This window comes from Mesorhizobium sp. L103C119B0, from assembly GCF_000502235.1.
In the GTDB taxonomy this organism is placed as follows: Bacteria; Pseudomonadota; Alphaproteobacteria; order Rhizobiales; family Rhizobiaceae; genus Mesorhizobium.
In genome coordinates this window covers 1-16444 of sequence record NZ_AYXE01000007.1, presented here as the reverse complement: position 1 = coordinate 16444, position 16444 = coordinate 1, and the positions used below count along the sequence as shown (strand labels likewise).

General features: G+C 63.6%; 18 protein-coding genes. 6 read left to right on the top strand and 12 right to left on the bottom strand.

Features of this window, described 5'->3' with window-relative positions; translation table 11 throughout:
* Positions 1–217: 217 nt before the first annotated feature.
* Genes X728_RS153350 through hutI form a run of 5 tightly spaced genes read right to left on the bottom strand, consistent with a single transcriptional unit; the run spans position 218 to position 6092 of the window.
* Entirely contained in the window at positions 218–796 is a 579-nt protein-coding gene (locus X728_RS153350; RefSeq protein ID WP_023831555.1) for a HutD family protein, read from the bottom strand.
* A 12-nt stretch (positions 797–808) separates the two neighbouring features.
* Positions 809–2482, bottom strand: a complete 1674-nt coding sequence (hutU, locus tag X728_RS153355; RefSeq protein ID WP_196815078.1) for a urocanate hydratase — start codon at positions 2480–2482, stop codon at positions 809–811.
* Positions 2483–2507: 25 nt separating this feature from the next.
* A complete protein-coding gene (gene hutG / locus X728_RS153360) occupies positions 2508–3320 on the bottom strand; it encodes an N-formylglutamate deformylase (protein WP_023831554.1) in 813 nt (270 codons plus the stop codon).
* A gap of 1 nt (position 3321) precedes the next feature.
* On the bottom strand, positions 3322–4860 hold the full coding sequence (hutH, locus tag X728_RS153365) for a histidine ammonia-lyase (protein ID WP_023689633.1): 1539 nt from the start codon (positions 4858–4860) through the stop codon (positions 3322–3324).
* Positions 4857–6092, bottom strand: a complete 1236-nt coding sequence (hutI, locus tag X728_RS153370; protein ID WP_023831553.1) for an imidazolonepropionase — start codon at positions 6090–6092, stop codon at positions 4857–4859. Before hutI ends, hutH begins: the two co-directional genes overlap by 4 nt.
* Positions 6093–6180: 88 nt before the next feature.
* On the opposite strand from hutI, the gene X728_RS153375 reads away from it, so the two are divergent.
* Together X728_RS153375 and hutC are read left to right on the top strand one after the other, a co-directional pair.
* Positions 6181–7533, top strand: a complete 1353-nt coding sequence (locus X728_RS153375) for a formimidoylglutamate deiminase (protein WP_023831552.1) — start codon at positions 6181–6183, stop codon at positions 7531–7533.
* The gene (gene hutC, locus X728_RS153380) at positions 7530–8270 is read left to right on the top strand and encodes a histidine utilization repressor (RefSeq protein WP_023831551.1); all 741 of its coding nucleotides are present in this window, start codon (positions 7530–7532) and stop codon (positions 8268–8270) included. Before X728_RS153375 ends, hutC begins: the two co-directional genes overlap by 4 nt.
* A gap of 111 nt (positions 8271–8381) precedes the next feature.
* On the opposite strand, the gene X728_RS153385 is transcribed toward hutC, so the two are convergent.
* Positions 8382–8726, bottom strand: a complete 345-nt coding sequence (locus X728_RS153385) for a RidA family protein (protein WP_023682919.1) — start codon at positions 8724–8726, stop codon at positions 8382–8384.
* A gap of 207 nt (positions 8727–8933) precedes the next feature.
* On the opposite strand from X728_RS153385, the gene X728_RS153390 reads away from it, so the two are divergent.
* Positions 8934–9272: a TIGR01244 family sulfur transferase gene (locus tag X728_RS153390; RefSeq protein WP_023831550.1), complete on the top strand. Its 339-nt coding sequence runs from the start codon at positions 8934–8936 to the stop codon at positions 9270–9272.
* Between the two features lie 221 nt (positions 9273–9493).
* Here X728_RS153390 and X728_RS153395 read toward each other — a convergent pair whose 3' ends face one another.
* Positions 9494–9961: an Lrp/AsnC family transcriptional regulator gene (locus X728_RS153395; RefSeq protein WP_023689628.1), complete on the bottom strand. Its 468-nt coding sequence runs from the start codon at positions 9959–9961 to the stop codon at positions 9494–9496.
* Positions 9962–10096: 135 nt separating this feature from the next.
* Here X728_RS153395 and hppD point away from each other — a divergent pair, with 135 nt between their 5' ends.
* Both hppD and X728_RS153405 read left to right on the top strand, forming a co-directional pair.
* Entirely contained in the window at positions 10097–11212 is a 1116-nt protein-coding gene (gene hppD / locus X728_RS153400) for a 4-hydroxyphenylpyruvate dioxygenase (protein ID WP_023694412.1), read from the top strand.
* Between the two features lie 57 nt (positions 11213–11269).
* Entirely contained in the window at positions 11270–11494 is a 225-nt protein-coding gene (locus tag X728_RS153405; protein ID WP_023831549.1) for a type II toxin-antitoxin system prevent-host-death family antitoxin, read from the top strand.
* Positions 11495–11497: 3 nt separating this feature from the next.
* Here the strand turns inward: X728_RS153405 and X728_RS153410 are convergent, their stop codons facing one another.
* Genes X728_RS153410 through hmgA form a run of 5 tightly spaced genes read right to left on the bottom strand, consistent with a single transcriptional unit; the run spans position 11498 to position 15562 of the window.
* Complete coding sequence (locus tag X728_RS153410) at positions 11498–12034, bottom strand: DinB family protein (protein ID WP_023831548.1); 537 nt, start codon at positions 12032–12034, stop codon at positions 11498–11500.
* Between the two features lie 4 nt (positions 12035–12038).
* A complete protein-coding gene (locus X728_RS153415) occupies positions 12039–12326 on the bottom strand; it encodes a hypothetical protein (RefSeq protein ID WP_023831547.1) in 288 nt (95 codons plus the stop codon).
* 14 nt (positions 12327–12340) lie between these two features.
* Positions 12341–13354: a fumarylacetoacetate hydrolase family protein gene (locus X728_RS153420; RefSeq protein ID WP_023831546.1), complete on the bottom strand. Its 1014-nt coding sequence runs from the start codon at positions 13352–13354 to the stop codon at positions 12341–12343.
* The gene (locus tag X728_RS153425; protein ID WP_023831545.1) at positions 13351–14238 is read right to left on the bottom strand and encodes an MBL fold metallo-hydrolase; all 888 of its coding nucleotides are present in this window, start codon (positions 14236–14238) and stop codon (positions 13351–13353) included. Before X728_RS153425 ends, X728_RS153420 begins: the two co-directional genes overlap by 4 nt.
* A gap of 10 nt (positions 14239–14248) precedes the next feature.
* Positions 14249–15562 carry a homogentisate 1,2-dioxygenase gene (gene hmgA / locus X728_RS153430; protein WP_023831544.1) on the bottom strand — a complete coding sequence of 438 codons (1314 nt, stop codon included), beginning with the start codon at positions 15560–15562 and terminating at the stop codon, positions 14249–14251.
* 124 nt (positions 15563–15686) lie between these two features.
* On the opposite strand from hmgA, the gene X728_RS153435 reads away from it, so the two are divergent.
* A complete protein-coding gene (locus tag X728_RS153435) occupies positions 15687–16121 on the top strand; it encodes a MarR family transcriptional regulator (RefSeq protein WP_023831543.1) in 435 nt (144 codons plus the stop codon).
* Positions 16122–16444: the final 323 nt, after the last annotated feature.

The following is a 16444-nucleotide window of genomic DNA, read 5'->3' as shown; positions in this document are numbered from 1 at the left end:
GAAAGTTTTGCTTCGCACCACGCCAGAGGCGTTATCCCTTCGACATTTTAAGTGGGGCTTTCGACAACTTAAGGACGAGCACCCCTGCCCTCCCGTCCGCCTTGGAACGACGGAAGGATTCGGGCTTTTTCGTGATCCAGACAACAGCTTACGCCAGATTTCTCCGGCGTGCGATCATGTTTGGCAACAGGCGTTAATCGTTGTGCTGGCGGTGCGGCTAGCCCAGGCTGGCTATACGGACGACGAACACGATCGTCGGCCGCACCGGTTCAAGCCGCAGTTTCGCGGCCTGCGGTCCGAGCAACAGCGTGTCGCGAGGTCCAAGGCGCGACGATGTCGCGCCCGTCACGCCGACCTCACCGTCGAACGGCAGGATCAGGGTCATAGCGCTGGTCGGCCGGATATCGGTCGGAACCGAAACCATCAGACGCTGGACCGAGTGCGTTGCCCGCCCGCGGCGGGTCATGACGTTGAGGTCGGTGATCGGACCGGAGATCAGCGCGGCCGTAGTCGGCACATCGGCCGGAAAGGACAGCGGGGCGGAAGCCGCCGTCACTTCGGCCGGCCGCCGGCCAGCAATGTCGAGGACGATGCCCTCGCCTTCCAGCACGGCCAGCGTGCGGTCGACGCCGGCAAAGCCCGAGAACGGCCCGCTATCCTCGACTCGCGCCATCGAAACGCGCCAGTCGAAATCGTCCAGCCCGGCGCCGTCCGGCGAGACGGCGATCTCGGTGGTCGTGCCGCCGCCATTCTTCCACGGCATGACCCGGTAGTCGGCGGCCCATAGGATGCGCATCATTTAAGCCAATCAGCCTAGAATACCGGGCAGATTGAGCTGGTGCTCCTTCGCGCACTCGATGGCGATGTCGTAGCCGGCATCGGCGTGGCGCATGACGCCGGTCGCCGGATCGTTCCACAACACGCGCTCCAGGCGCCTTGCGGCGTCCGGCGTGCCGTCGGCGACGATGACCATGCCGGCATGCTGCGAGAAGCCCATGCCGACGCCGCCGCCATGATGCAGCGACACCCAGGTCGCGCCCGACGCGGTGTTGAGCAACGCATTGAGCAGCGGCCAGTCGGAGACGGCGTCGGAGCCGTCCTTCATCGCTTCCGTCTCGCGGTTCGGCGAAGCGACCGAGCCGGAATCGAGGTGATCGCGGCCGATGACGACGGGCGCCTTCAGTTCGCCCCTGGCCACCATTTCGTTGAAGGCGAGGCCCAGCCTGTGGCGGTCGCCGAGGCCGACCCAGCAGATGCGCGCCGGCAGGCCCTGGAAGGCGATGCGCTCACGTGCCATGTCCAGCCAGTTGTGCAGATGGGTGTTGCCGGGGGTGAGTTCGCGCACCTTGGCGTCCGTCTTGTAGATATCCTCGGGATCGCCCGAAAGAGCAGCCCAGCGGAACGGGCCGATGCCACGGCAGAACAGCGGCCTTATATAGGCCGGCACGAAACCCGGGAAGGCAAAGGCGTTCTCGAAGCCTTCGTCCTTGGCGACCTGGCGGATGTTGTTGCCATAGTCGAGCGTCGGCACGCCGGCATTCCAGAACGCGACCATCGCCTCGACATGCTCGCGCATTGAGGCGCGGGCGGCCTTCTCGACAGCCTTGGGATCGGAGACGCGCTTCTCGCGCCACTCAGCTATCGTCCAGCCCTTGGGCAGATAGCCGTTAATCGGGTCATGCGCCGAGGTCTGGTCGGTGACCATGTCGGGGCGGATGCCCCGCTTGAACATTTCCGGCACGATGTCGGCCGCATTGCCGAGCAGGCCGACCGACTTCGCCTCGCCGGCCTTGGTCCAGCGCTCGATCATTTCCATCGCTTCGTCGAGCGTCTCGGCCTTCTCGTCGACATAGCGGGTGCGCAGCCGGAAATCGATCGAGTCCGGATTGCATTCGATGGCGAGGCAGCAGGCGCCGGCCATGACGGCGGCAAGCGGCTGGGCGCCGCCCATGCCGCCGAGGCCGCCGGTCAGGATCCATTTGCCCGTAAGGTTGCCATTGTAGTGCTGGCGGCCGGCCTCGACGAAGGTCTCGTAGGTGCCCTGCACGATGCCTTGCGTGCCGATATAGATCCAGGAGCCGGCCGTCATCTGGCCGTACATCATCAGGCCTTTTTTATCGAGTTCGTTGAATTTGTCCCAGGTCGCCCAATGCGGCACGATGTTGGAGTTGGCGATCAGCACGCGCGGCGCATCGGTGTGCGTCCGGAAGACGCCGACCGGCTTGCCGGACTGGACCAGCAGCGTCTCGTCTTCATTGAGGGTCTTCAACGAGGCGACGATGCTGTCGAAATCGTTCCAGGTGCGCGCGGCCCGGCCGATGCCGCCATAGACGACGAGCTCATTGGGGTTTTCGGCGACATCGGGATCGAGGTTGTTCATCAGCATGCGCAGCGGCGCTTCGGTCGTCCAGTATTTGGCGTTGAGCTTGTCGCCGCGGGGCGCGCGCACTTCGCGGATGTTGTGGCGAGGATTGTTCATCATTGTCCCTTTGGAGTAAGGCGGCGTCTCAGCGCCCGGCCCAGTCAATGGCGGATTCGAGGATTTTCGTCAGTGTGGCGCGCATCGGCGCGGCGAACTCGGCATCATAAGGCACCGGCCAATTGTCCGGTTCGCCCTTGCCCTCGGGCTCGCGCAAATAGCCGCGATCGGCAAGTTCCATCTGCAGCGCATGGTAGCCGCCTTGCGGATTGCCGAAATAGCGGGTGATCCAGCCACCCTTGAAACGGCCGTTGATGACATTGCTTTCACCGCTCTCGGCCATGATCTGGCCAACCAGCGCCTGCAGCGTAGGATCCGCGGTCTGGCCGTCATTGGTGCCGAGATTGAACACCGGCAGCGTGCCGTAGAACAGGCGCGGCAGCACCGACCGGATCGAGTGGCAATCGTAAATGACGACCTTCTCATGCAGGCCGCGCAGCCTGACGGACTGAGCCGCCAGCATTTCATGGTAGGGCACGAAATACGCTATGCGGCGCTGGTCTATCTCCGATGGCGTCGGTTCCGCGCCGGGCAGATACAGCGGATCGCCGTCGAAGGTCTCGGTCGGGCATAGCGTCGTTGTCGTCTGCCCGGGATAGAGCGAGGCGCCGGAAGGATCGCGGTTGACATCGATGACGGTGCGCGAGATCGACGTGTGCACGACAGTCGCGCCAAGGCCGGCGGCAAAATCGTAGAGATTGTCGATCCACCAGTCGCAATCGCGGCGGCCGAGCCAGGGCGAGACCAGCCGATTGTCGATGCCGGCGAGATCGATACCCGTGTGCGGGATGGACACCAACAGGGGTGCCGTGCCTTCCGTCACTGTCAGCCAGTCGGTCATGTCAGACTCCCGAGATCGAAGGCAATGTCACCGCGCTCGCAGCCTTGATGGCAGCGCCGCTGCGCACCATGGCGATGGCTTTTTCCATGTCAGGGTGGAAATGCCGGTCATTGTCGAGATGCGGCACCTCGGCGCGGACCAGCTTACGAACCGCTTCCAGAGCTGCACTCGACGCCAGCGGCGCATGGAAATCGCAGCCTTGCGCGGCGGCCAGGAGTTCGATGCCGATGACGGCCGTGGCGTTTTCGATCATGCCGATCAGCCGGCGAGCGCCGTGTGCGGCCATCGAGACATGGTCTTCCTGGTTGGCCGAGGTCGGGATGGAATCGACACTTGCCGGATAGGCCTTCTGCTTGTTCTCAGAGACGAGCGCCGCCGCCGTCACCTGCGGGATCATGAAGCCGGAGTTCAGGCCGGGCTTCGGCGTCAGGAAGGCCGGCATGCCGGACAGCGCGGGGTCTACCAGCATGGCGATGCGGCGCTCCGACAGCGAGCCGATCTCGCAGACGGCAAGCGCGATCATGTCGGCAGCGAAAGCCACCGGCTCGGCGTGGAAATTGCCGCCGGACAGCGCAGTATCGTCCTCGGCGAAGATCAGCGGATTGTCGGTGACGCCATTGGCCTCGGTGCCGAGCGTATCGGCGGCCTGGCGCAGCACGTTGAGCGCCGCACCCATCACCTGCGGCTGGCAGCGCAGGCAGTACGGATCCTGCACGCGCTCATCGCCGACGCGGTGCGATTCACGAATGGCGCTGCCGGCCATCAGGTTGCGCAGCGCTTCCGCCGTCTCGATCTGGCCGGGATGTTTGCGCAGGAGATGGATGCGCCGATCGAAGGGCGCGTCCGAGCCCTTGGCAGCGTCGGTCGACAGCGCCCCGGCGACCAGCGCCGACTGATACAGCACTTCGGCCTCGAACAGAGCGGCCAGCGCGTAGGCGGTGGAAAACTGCGTGCCGTTGAGCAGCGCCAGACCTTCCTTGGCGCCGAGCGTCACGGGCTCCAGGCCGTGCGAGACGAAAGCGACCTTGGCCGGGAAGCGGCCATGCGGTGTAAAGCATTCGCCGACGCCGATCATCACCGCCGTCATGTGCGACAGCGGCGCGAGATCGCCGGAGGCGCCGACCGAGCCCTGCGCCGGCACCATGGGGATGACGTCGTTGGCCAGCATCGATTCCAGCAACTCGATGGTTTGCGGCCGTACGCCCGACGCGCCCTGCGCAAGGCTGGCGAGCTTCAGCGCCATCATCAGCCGAACCACCGAAACCGGCATCGGCTCGCCGACACCGGCGGCATGCGACAAAACGATGTTGCGTTGCAGGGTCTCTAGATCCTCGGCCGGAATGCGGACGCTGGCCAGTTTGCCGAAGCCGGTGTTGATGCCGTAGACCGGCTCACCCTTGGCGACGATGCGGGCGACTGCCTCGGCGCTGGCCTTGATTTTTGGCCGGCAGGAGGCGTCGAGCTTCGGCATGGCGCCACGATAGATAGCGCGCCAGTCGGCCAGCGTCGCATTGCCGGGCTTCAGGTTAAGTTCGGTCATTGTCCTCTCCAGATGCGGGCATGGAGCGGGTTGAAGCCCATGCGGTAGACGAGTTCGGCCGGACGCTCGATGTCCCAGATCGCCAGGTCGGCGGATTTTCCTGCCTCAAGCGTGCCGGTCTTGCCAAGCAGCCCAAGCGCGCGGGCAGCCTCGCGAGTGGTGCCGGCCAGGCATTCCTCGACGGTCAGGCCGAAAAGCGTCGCTGCCATGTTCATGGTCAGCAACAGCGAGGTCAGCGGCGACGTCCCGGGATTGTTGTCGGTGGCGACCGCCATCTTGACGCCGTGCTGGCGGAACAGGCCGACCGGCGGCTTCCTGGTTTCGCGGATGAAATAGTAGGCGCCGGGCAGGATGGTCGCCACGGTGCCGGCCTTGGCCATCGCTGCGGCGCCGGCCTCGTCGGTGTATTCGAGATGGTCGGCCGACAGCGCGCCATAGCGGGCGGCGAGTTCGGCGCCATGCAGGTTGGACAACTGGTCGGCATGGAGTTTGACCGGCAGGCCAAGCGCCTTGGCCTTGTCGAAGACGCGGGCAATCTGTTCCGGCGAAAAGGCAATGCCCTCGCAAAAGCCGTCGACGGCGTCAGCCAGGCCCTCGGCGGCGATTCCGGGGAGGATGGTGTTGGCGACGAGATCGACAAAAGCGTCCTTGTCGCCTTTTGCTTCCGGCGGCAGCGCATGCGCGCCGAGGAAGGTGGTGCGGACCGTGACCGGGCGTTGCTTGTCCAGCTGCCGCGCGGCGCGAAGCGACTTCTGTTCATGTTCGAGATCGAGCCCGTAACCCGACTTTACCTCTACCGTGGTGACGCCCTCGGCCATCAGCGCATCGAGGCGTGGCAGCGTCTGCGCAACCAGTGCGTCTTCGCTCGCGGCACGCAGGGATTTGACCGAGGAGACGATGCCGCCGCCGGCACGGGCGACTTCTTCATAGGTGGCGCCGGCCAGCCGCATCTCGAACTCGTTGGCACGGTTGCCGGCATGGACGAGATGGGTGTGGCAGTCGATCAGGCCGGGCGTGATCCAGCGGCCTTCGCAATCGGTAGTCTCGCCGCCCTGAGCCAACGCTGACGGCATGTCGGCTTCCGGGCCGGCATAGACGATGATGCCGTCACGGGAGACGATCGCGCCCTTTTCGACGATGCCAAGTCCGGCAACGCCTTCGGCCATGGTTGCCAGGCGCGCATCACGCCAAAGCTGAAGGCCCCCTGCCCGGCTTTTGTCTTGTGCCGCCATCATCTTTTTCCGTTGCTTGGATGGCGATTATGTATATACATATTGAAACGCGCTGCAAGTGCATTGTTTATGGAATTCGGAGAAAAACGTGACGGCGATCTTTGCGGAACAGGCGCTGCTGACCGATGGCTGGCATGACAAGGTGCGGATCGTCGTCACGGACGGTCGCATCGCAACCGTCGAAGTCGACACGTCGCCGCGGAGCGGTGACGAACGCCACGCCATTCTGGTCCCCGGCATGCCGAACCTGCACAGCCACGCCTTCCAGCGCGGCATGGCCGGGCTTGCCGAACTGCGCGGTCCCTCCGCCGACAGCTTCTGGAGCTGGCGCGAGGTGATGTACCGCTTCGCGCTGTCGATGACGCCGGATCAGGTCGAGGCGGTCGCCGCCCAGCTTTATGTCGAAATGCTGGAGGCCGGGTTCTCACGCGTTGGCGAGTTCCACTATCTCCATCACGATCGTGACGGAAAACCCTACGCCAACCTTGCCGAGATGGCCGAGCGCATTGCCGCCGCGGCTGGCGAGACCGGTATCGGCCTGACGCTGCTGCCGGTGTTTTATGCCCATTCTTCCTTCGGCGGCGCTGCGCCCAACGAAGGCCAGCGGCGATTCATCAACGATGTGAATCGGTTCGAGCGCTTGCTTGAGAAAAGCCGCGAATCGGTTCGTGCGTTGAATCAGGCTGTCGTCGGCGTCGCCCCGCACAGCCTGCGCGCCGCGGCGCCGGAGGAACTCAGCGCTGTTGCCGCCATTGCGCCGGACGGACCGATCCACATCCATGTCGCCGAGCAGGTGAAGGAGGTCGAGGATTGCCTGGCGTGGTCGGGTGCGCGACCGGTCGAATGGCTGCTCGCCAATGCCGGGATCGACAAGCGTTGGTGCCTGATTCACGCCACCCACATGACCGAGGCTGAGACAACCGGCATGGCCAGAAGCGGCGCCATTGCCGGGCTTTGCCCGATCACCGAGGCCAATCTCGGCGACGGCACCTTTTCAGCACCTCTGTTCATCGAACATGGCGGCCGCTTCGGCGTCGGCTCGGATTCCAACGTGCTGATCGGCCTGCCGGATGAATTGCGCCAGCTCGAATATTCGCAGCGCCTCGCACACCGCGCCCGCAATGTGCTGGCGGTGGCCGGCGGCTCGACCGGGCGGGCTCTGTTCGACGCCGCCCTCGATGGCGGCAGCACCGCACTCGGCGCCGGCCCGTCGCGGATCGCCGCCGGCGCCGCGGCTGATTTCGTCTCCCTCGACGAAAACCATCCTTCGCTGGCCGGAAAAAGTGGCGATGCGATCCTCGACGCCTGGATCTTTGCCAATGGCGGCAAGGTCGATTGCGTCTGGGTGCACGGAAAAAAACAGGTCAGCGGCGGCCGGCATGCAGCGCGTGAGACGATCGCCGAGCGCTTTCGCCATGTGATGACGGCGCTTTCGGCATGAGCATATCAGAGACAGCGGCGGTGGAAGGCGGCGGTTCGCTGCACCAGCGCATCCTGTCCGACATCAGCGAGAAAATAATGTCCGGCGCCTGGGCGCCGGGTCACCGCATCCCGTTCGAGCACGAGTTGACGGGCGAATACAATTGCTCGCGCATGACGGTGAACAAGGCGCTGTCGCAACTGGCCAAGGCCGGGCTGATAGAGCGCCGCCGCCGTTCGGGCAGCTTTGTCCGCCAGCCGCAGTCGCAGGCCGCGGTGCTGGAAATTCACGACATCAGGATCGAGGTCGAAGCGCTTGGGCTGGCCTATCGCTATGAGCGCATGGCGCGGCAGAAAAGGCGCAGCAGCGCCGAGGATCGCGCCTTGCTGGAATTGGGAGCGGCTGGACAGGTGCTGGCGCTGGAATGCCGGCATTTTGCCGGCAAGCGGCCGTTCGCGCACGAACAGCGGCTGATCAATCTGGCCGCCGTCGCGGAAGCCGCCGAGGAGGAGTTTCTCGACATTGCCCCCGGCCCTTGGCTGATCGGGCGCGTGCCGTGGAGCGAGGCAGAGCACCGTATCCGCGCGGTCGCGGCCGACAGGCACATTGCCGAATCGCTCGACATCGCCGCCGGCGCGCCCTGCCTGGTGGTCGAGCGCCGGACCTGGGGCGCCGAGCACCCGGTGACGCAGGTGAGGTTCACCTACGCCGCGGAGAGCCACACGCTGGTGGCGCGGTTCAGGCCTTCGCAGGGGTAGCTTATTTACCCTCCCCCTTGTGGGGAGGGTCGCTGCGAAGCAGCGGGGTGGGGGNCCCCACCCGGACCTTCGGTCCGACCTCCCCACAAGGGGGAGGTAGAAGGCTGCACTTTAAATCGCAGCCGTAACAATAATCTCGACCACATATTCCGGCCCTGCAAGCTTGGCCTCACCCGTGGCGCGGGCGGGCGTGTTGCCTTGCGGGACCCACTTGTCCCATTCCTTGTTCATCTCGGCGAAGGTGCCCATATCGGCCAGCCAGATGATCGCCTGCAGGATCTTGGTCTTGTCGGTGCCGGCCTTGGCCAGCAGTTCGTCGATAGATGCGAGGATCGACCTCGTCTGTTCGCCAACGCTGGCGCCGGGCGTTCCGACCTGGCCGGCGAGATAGACGGTGTTGCCGTGGATGACGATCTGGCTCATGCGCGGGCCAACATCGATGCGACGAATGCTCATGGGATGGTTCCTTCGTTTGTCGGTGCGCCTGTTTAGAGTCGCTGCCGGCTTCGGGCAAGGCCAACAGCGCGAAACCTCTTGAGCCTGGGTTGGATCTTGGACCGCAAATGTCTATCTGCGCCGAGGTATTTCTTTCCGGCGCGGATTGCCGACCTCGTGTGAGAGTGGCAAGACTTCGCGCCAAACCAGGTTGAGAGGATGAGAGCCATGGAACATCGAGAAATCAGCGAGGACTATTCGGTCTCGGGCCAGATCCAGCCCGAAGATGCCGCCGCCATCAAGGAAGCCGGTTTCAAGAGCGTGATCTGCAACCGGCCGGATGACGAGCAGCCCGACCAGCCTTCGGCCGACAGCGTCAAGGCGGCGGTCGAAGCCGCGGGGCTGGCCTTCCGCTACATCCCGGTAATCAGCGGCCAGATCACGGCCGAGAATGTCGAGGACCAGGCCGAAGCGCTCGACGCGCTCGAAGGCCCGGTGTTTGCCTATTGCCGCTCCGGCGCGCGCTGCACCAATCTCTACGGGCTGATCCAGCAGTCCAAGGGGTGAGCATCCTGAGGCGCTGGCGATCCCTCACACCCCCTCTGTCCTGCCGGACATCTCCCCCGCAAGGGGGGAGATCGGATGTCGCCTTCGCTTTTCGCCAATCGCCGACGTTGCAGGATGAGCGCTATCGACAAAGCTGCTGATCTCCCTCCTTGCGGGAGAGATGGCCGGCAGGCCAGAGGGGGGTGCTGTCCCGCCGACGTATCAACTGAAACTCTCTCAAACTAGATCGGCAGCGCCCCGGTCTCCTTCAGCGTCTCCAGCACGATCGCGGTCTTTACATGCTGCACGGAGTCGTGCGGCAACAGCACGCCGTTGACGAATTCCGACAGCGATTTCAGATCGGGGGTCACCACTTTCAAGATGTAGTCCATCTCACCGGTCAGCGCGTGCGCCTCCTGCACTTCCGGCAGCCGCGCCAGCAATTCGCCGAAGCGCCGCGCATTGTCGCGGTTGTGGGTGGCCAATGTCACCGAGATGACATTGACCAGCGAGAAGCCGAGCTTGTCGCGATCGAGCACCGCCCGGTAGCCCTTGATATAGCCGTCCTCTTCCAACCGCTGGCGGCGGCGCGAGCATTGGGAGGCGGAGAGGTTCACCCGCTCCGACAGGTCGTTGTTGGTCAGCCGCGCATCGCCCTGCAGAAGTGCCATTATCTTGCGGTCGAACTGATCGATGCGCGTCTCATTCATGATCTTTGGCCCGTTTGTGCACAATTCACGCACGATCTGATCATTTCAAGCGTTTGAATGCAAGCACCGTGCAGCCGCTCCGCGTTATGATTGCACGTGGTCCGCTGCGGCCACCGCCAGTTTTGGAGCAATGCCATGGGTCCCTTTCCGCACGACGCCCCGCCCGCCAAGATCAGCAAGGAAAACCCCGCCGGCACCGACGGTTTCGAGTTCGTCGAGTTCGCCCATGCGGAGCCGCAGAAGCTCGCCGAGCTGTTCACCCGCATGGGCTATGTCGCGGTGGCCAAGCACCGCACGAAGGACATCACCGTCTGGCGCCAGGGCGATATCAACTATGTCGTCAATGCCGAACCGGGCTCGCATGCGATGAAGTTCGTCGACAAGCACGGCCCTTGCGCCGCCTCGATGGCCTGGCGTGTTGTCGATGCCAAGCACGCATTCGAGCATGCGGTATCGAAAGGCGCCACGCCCTACGACGGCAACGACAAGGCGCTCGACGTGCCGGCCATTGTCGGCATTGGCGGCTCGCTGCTCTATTTCATCGAAGCCTATGGCAAGAAGGGCTCGGCCTATGATGCCGAGTTCGAGTGGCTGGGCGAACGCGACCCGCGGCCGCAAGGCGTCGGCTTCTATTTCCTCGACCACCTCACCCACAATGTCTATCGCGGCCAGATGGACAAATGGTGGGACTTTTATCGCGAATTGTTCGGCTTCAAGCAGATCCATTTCTTCGACATCGACGGCAAGATCACCGGCCTCGTCAGCCGCGCCATCACCTCGCCCTGCGGCAAGATCCGCATTCCGCTAAATGAATCCAAGGACGACACCAGCCAGATCGCCGAATACCTGAAGAAGTACAATGGCGAAGGCATCCAGCATATCGCCGTCGGGACCGACGACATCTACGCCGCCACCGACAAGCTTGCCGACAATGGGCTGAAGTTCATGCCCGGTCCGCCGGAGACCTACTACGACATGTCGTACAACAGGGTGAACGGGCATGACGAGCCGATCGAGCGGATGAAGAAGCACGGCATCCTGATCGACGGCGAAGGCGTGGTCGACGGCGGCATGACCAAGATCCTGCTGCAGATATTCTCCAAAACCGTGATCGGCCCGATCTTCTTCGAATTCATCCAGAGGAAGGGCGACGAAGGTTTTGGCGAAGGCAATTTCCGCGCGCTGTTCGAGTCGATCGAGCAGGACCAGATCAAGCGCGGCGTGATCAAGGTCGACGGCAAGGCGGCCTGAACCCCCGTTTGCGGCTCGATCGGCCTTGATCTAAGTTTCGATAAAAAGGCTCAAGCCGTGAACGTCTCCATAGCCGAAGCAAAGGCCAAACTAACGGAACTCGTCGGCCGCGCGGAGGCCGGCGAGGAGATAGTCATCACTCGTCACGGCAAGATCGCGGCGCGGCTCGTGCCACCAGTTCGAGAAGACTTGTTGTCGCGCATAGGTGCCCTGAAGGGCAAGATTTGGATTTCTGACGATTTCGACAAACTCGGCCCTGAATGGAACGAGTACACTAGATAAAGGTCAGAGGCCCAACCGCTCGACCTCTTCTTTCCTCACCTTCAAATCATAATCGAGCAAAAACTCGTCCAGCTGCGGCGGCGCGACCGAGCTGCCCGAGAGCATCGCGTGCACCTGGCCGCGATGATGGATATCGTGCAGGAAGACATGGGCGAGAATGTCGCCGATTTTTTCGGGGATCATGCCGTCCTCGCGCCGGTCGGTGATGACCTGACGGCCGAGATCCGCCTCCGACAGCTTCTCGCAAAAGTCGATTAGGCGTCGATCTGCTGCGACCTGGGCGGCAAACAGCGCCTGCGGCACATCGAACGGCACGTAGTCGTCATAAGCGGCCGCACCGACGCCGCCTTCTTCGAGAAAATCGAGATAGAGATGATCGACCGCAAGGATGTGGTTGAGCGTTGCCTTGATCGACGGGAAGAAGCTGGTGCGTTCGGCTTCGAATTCGCCGGGCTTTAGCTGCAGCACGGCGCGATAGAGCCGGTCGTTCGACCAGAGATTGTTGCCGGCCATGCGGCTGAAATGCTCGAGCAGGGTCACGCGTTCATTGTCTGATCAGGCCAATGCCAGCCGCCATCACCGCGAAGCCGGCGACAACGATCAGCAAAAGCCGGTTCATGCGCCGCCGCATCGCCTGCGTCTCCTCGTCCCGCGCCACATTGGTGTTGGTGATGGTGTGGAACATCATCGCCTTGCGCGGGTAGCCGCTGCGGTTGGTCAGATCGGGCGAGCGCGCCTCGATGCGGTAGCTCAGCCGGATCGCCTGGATGAAGACCATCAGAATGGCCGACGCCCAGACGCCGGCCAGCAGGTAGAACGCCACGCCCGTCATTGCATTGCCCCCTCTTATGCTTGGGACTTCTCGACCTTCTGCTCGATGGCGCCGAAGATCGAGTTTCCGCTTTTATTCTTCATCTCGATACGCACCGTATCGCCAAAGCGCAGGAACGGCGTCTTGGGCTCGCCAGACTCAATGGTCTCGATCATGCGCAGTTCAGCGATGCAGGAATAGCCGGCGCCGCCGGCCGCCACCGGTTTGCCCGGCCCGCCATCCAGCTTGTTGGAGACGGTGCCGGAGCCGATGATGGTGCCGGCAACCAGCGGCCGTGTCTTTGCGGCATGGGCAATCAGCGCCGGGAAGTCGAAGGTCATGTCGACGCCGGCATTGGCACGGCCGAACGGCTTGCCGTTGACGTCGGCGAGCAGAGGCAGGTTGACCTTGCCGCCATCCCAGGCGTCGCCGAGTTCGTCCGGCGTCACCGCCACCGGCGAAAAAGCCGAGGACGGCTTCGACTGGAAGAAGCCAAACCCCTTGGCGAGTTCGGAGCCGGTCAACGCGCGCAGCGTCACATCGTTGACCAGCATGACCAGCCGGATGGCGGCCCGCGCCTGGTCGAGGCTGGCGCCCATCGGCACGTCGTCGACGATGACGGCGACTTCCGCCTCCATGTCGACGCCGAAGGCTTCGTCCGCCGCGCGGATCGGATCGCGCGGCGCGATAAAGGAATCCGAGCCGCCCTGGTAGATCAGTGGATCGGTCCAGAAGCTTGCCGGCATCTCGGCGCCGCGAGCTTTGCGCACCAGCTCGACGTGGTTCACATAGGCAGAACCATCGGCCCATTGATAGGCGCGCGGCAGCGGCGAATGGGCGTCATGCTCATGGAAGCGTGCCGACGGCACCGCATTGTTCTCCAGCGATTCGGCGATCGTCGCCAGGTGCGGCGAAATCCGCTGCCAGTCGTCGAGTGCGGCCTGCAGCGTGCGCGCCAGGAACGAGGCGTCGGTGAAGCGCGTCAGGTCGCGCGAGACGACGACAAGCTTTCCGTCGCGCGTCCCGTCCCTCAATGTGGCAAGCTTCATGCGGTTTCCTCTCCTGATGCGGCTTTGGCGCCGTCTAAGTTCACAACAAGGCCGTCGCGGGCAGTCGTCAAGTCACCCACCCACGATTTCCTGACAGCAGCCTCCCAGTCGGCCTCGCCGATCTCGGGATCATCGGCCGGAATGAGGTGGTTGAGCACCAGCCTCTTCACCCCGGCATCGCTGGCGATGCGGCCTGCCTGCTCGGCAAATGAGTGGCTGGCAAGCAGATGCTCTTTCAGCCGCGCGCCATTGCCGGTCCTGGCGACCAGCCGCTCGATGCCTTCTTCCAGCATGGCCTCATGGACGAGAATGTCGGCATTTCGGGCAAAGCCTGCGAGCGGCGGAAAGAAGGCTGTGTCGGCCGAGAACACGACGCTATTCGCACCATGCTCGAACCGCAGCGCGAAACAGTCGGTTACCGGTGGATGGTCGACGCGCAGTGCCGAGACCTTCAGGCCGCGTTGTGCGAAAACCTGGCCTTCGCCGAATTCAACGATCGAAACCAGTTCGCGGATGTCCGGCCTGCCTTCGTAGACGATTCGGATCTCGATGTCGAACTCCATCGCCTGGCAGAAGCGCCGCCAGTAATGGCCGGTGCCGGGCGGTCCGAACAACGTCACCGGATTGGCCAGACCGGCGGTCCAGGCGGTGTGGAGCAGCGCCCCCAGTTCCAGCATATGATCGGAATGCAGATGGGTGACGAAGATCAGGTCGAGCGCCTTCAGGCTGACGCCGGCATCGACCAGGCCACGCGTGACACCCAGCCCGCAATCGACGACGATGGTCCGCCCGCCAAGCTCCAGCAGCGACGAACTCGGCCACGGCCCGCCCGGCCGCAGCGCAGGGCCGCCCTTGGAGCCGAGAAGCACCAGCCGGTCGTTCATTGGGCTGATCTCAAGACCAGTCGCCCTCCGGCGTGCCGTTGAAACGCTTCTTCAGATCGGTCCAGCAATCGATGTAATTGTCCTGCCTTGTTTCAAGCTCGGCGCCGTAGCGGGTCAGCATTTGCGGGAATCGGGTCTCGAACATGAAGGCCATCGTGTTGTCGAGCTTGACCGGTTTCAGCTCCGAGCGCGAGGCCTTTTCGAAGCCAGGTGCGTCGGGGCCGTGGGCCAGCATCAGATTGTGCAGGCTGATGCCTCCGGGCACGAAGCCTTCTTCCTTGGCGTCGTACTGGCCATGGATCAGGCCCATGAACTCGCTCATGATGTTGCGGTGGTACCAGGGCGGCCGGAACGTGTCTTCCGCCACCAGCCAGCGCGGCGGGAAGATGACGAAGTCGATATTGGCGGTGCCCTCCTCGCCGCTCGGCGCCGTCAGCACGGTGAAGATCGACGGATCGGGATGGTCGAACAGGATGGCGCCGACCGGCGAAAACGTCGCCAGATCATATTTGTAGGGCGCATAGTTGCCGTGCCAGGCGACGACGTCGAGCGGCGAATGGCCGATCTCGGTGACGTTGAAATTGCCGCACCATTTCACCGTCAGCCGGCACGGCGTCTCCTTCTCCTCGAACCAGGCGCTGGGCGTCTTGAAGTCGCGTGGGTTGGCCAGGCAGTTGGCGCCGATCGGGCCGCGGTCGGGCAGCGTCAGCTTGGCGCCGTAATTCTCGCAGACATAGCCGCGCACTTCCTTGTCGGCGAGCTCGACCTTGAACACCAGACCGCGCGGCAGCACGGCGATCTCGCCGGGCCGAAGCTCGATGACGCCCATCTCGGTGACAAAGCGCAAGGCACCGACCTGGGGGACAATCAGCAACTCGCCGTCGGCGTTGAAGAAATGGTCGTCGACCATCGAGCGGTTGGCGACATAGACATGCGCCGCCATGCCGCTTTGGCCCAGCACGTCGCCGGCGGTGGTGATGGTGCGCATCCCTTGAATGAAATCGGTCGGCTCCTTCGGCATCGGCACCGGGTTCCAGCGGTACTGGCCGAGCGCCAGTTCGTGGTCGCCGACATTGGGGGCGGTCTTCCACAAGGGATAGCTCACCGCCTTGAAGCGGCCGGTGTGTTTTACGCTCGGCCGGATGCGGTAGAGCCAGGAGCGCTCATTGGTGCCGCGCGGGGCGGTGAAGGGCGAGCCCGAGAGCTGCTCGGCATAAAGTCCGTAAGCCGGCCGCTGCGGGGAATTGCGCCCTTGCGGCAGCGAGCCGGGCAGCGTTTCGGTCTCAAAATCATTGCCGAAGCCCGGCATGTAGGAAAATTCCATCCGATCCTCCCTAATCCCGACCGCCGCGAAGCGCGGCCTGCCGGCGATGTTGACCAAACTGGTTTCATTTGTAACCATCGAAAATGTAACTATCAACGGCTGATGCCGCATCCACGGTGCGCATATGGAAACCCTCGAACTCGAAAATTTCCTGCCCTACCGGCTTTACCGGCTGGCCGACGCTGTCAGCCGAGAATTTTCAAAAATCTACCGCGACCGTCACGGCCTGACGCGGCCGGAATGGCGCACGCTGTCAGGGCTCGGACAGCGCGGCACGATGACGGCGACAGCGCTTGGCGAACAGGCGGCCATGCACAAGACCAAGGTGTCGCGCGCCGTGGCCGAGCTCGAGCGGCGACGCTGGCTGGTACGCACAACCGACGAGAACGATCGACGTGTAGAGCATCTGGCGCTGACGAAGGCGGGGCTGGCGGCCTATGGCGAAATGGTGCCGCTGGCGAAGGCGTTTGAACGGGAGTTGCTGGAGAGGCTGAGCACAGAGGAGCGGACAGCGATTGTGAGCGGCGTGGCGGCGCTGGAGGGAGCGTTGGGTGAATAAAGAATCTGCTCCGCCGTGATCCTTCACACCCCCCTCTGTCCTGCCGGACATCTCCCCCGCAAGGGGTGAGATCAGATGTCGCGAAGGCTTTCGCCAATCTCCAATGTTGCGGAGGTGGCGAGGCGTCAAAGCTGCCAATCTCCCTCCTTGCGGGGGAGATGGCCGGCGGTAGTGTGCTGAGAGTTCTGCAAATTCGCTGAGAGAGGGCGGTCATGGCAGGCTGGTGATGTTCAACGTCACCGATTCCCTGGAAGGAACGCCACCATGACCAAGACAGAAGGTAAATCGACCAGCGCTGCCGTCAAAGACATTCTGCTTTCGAA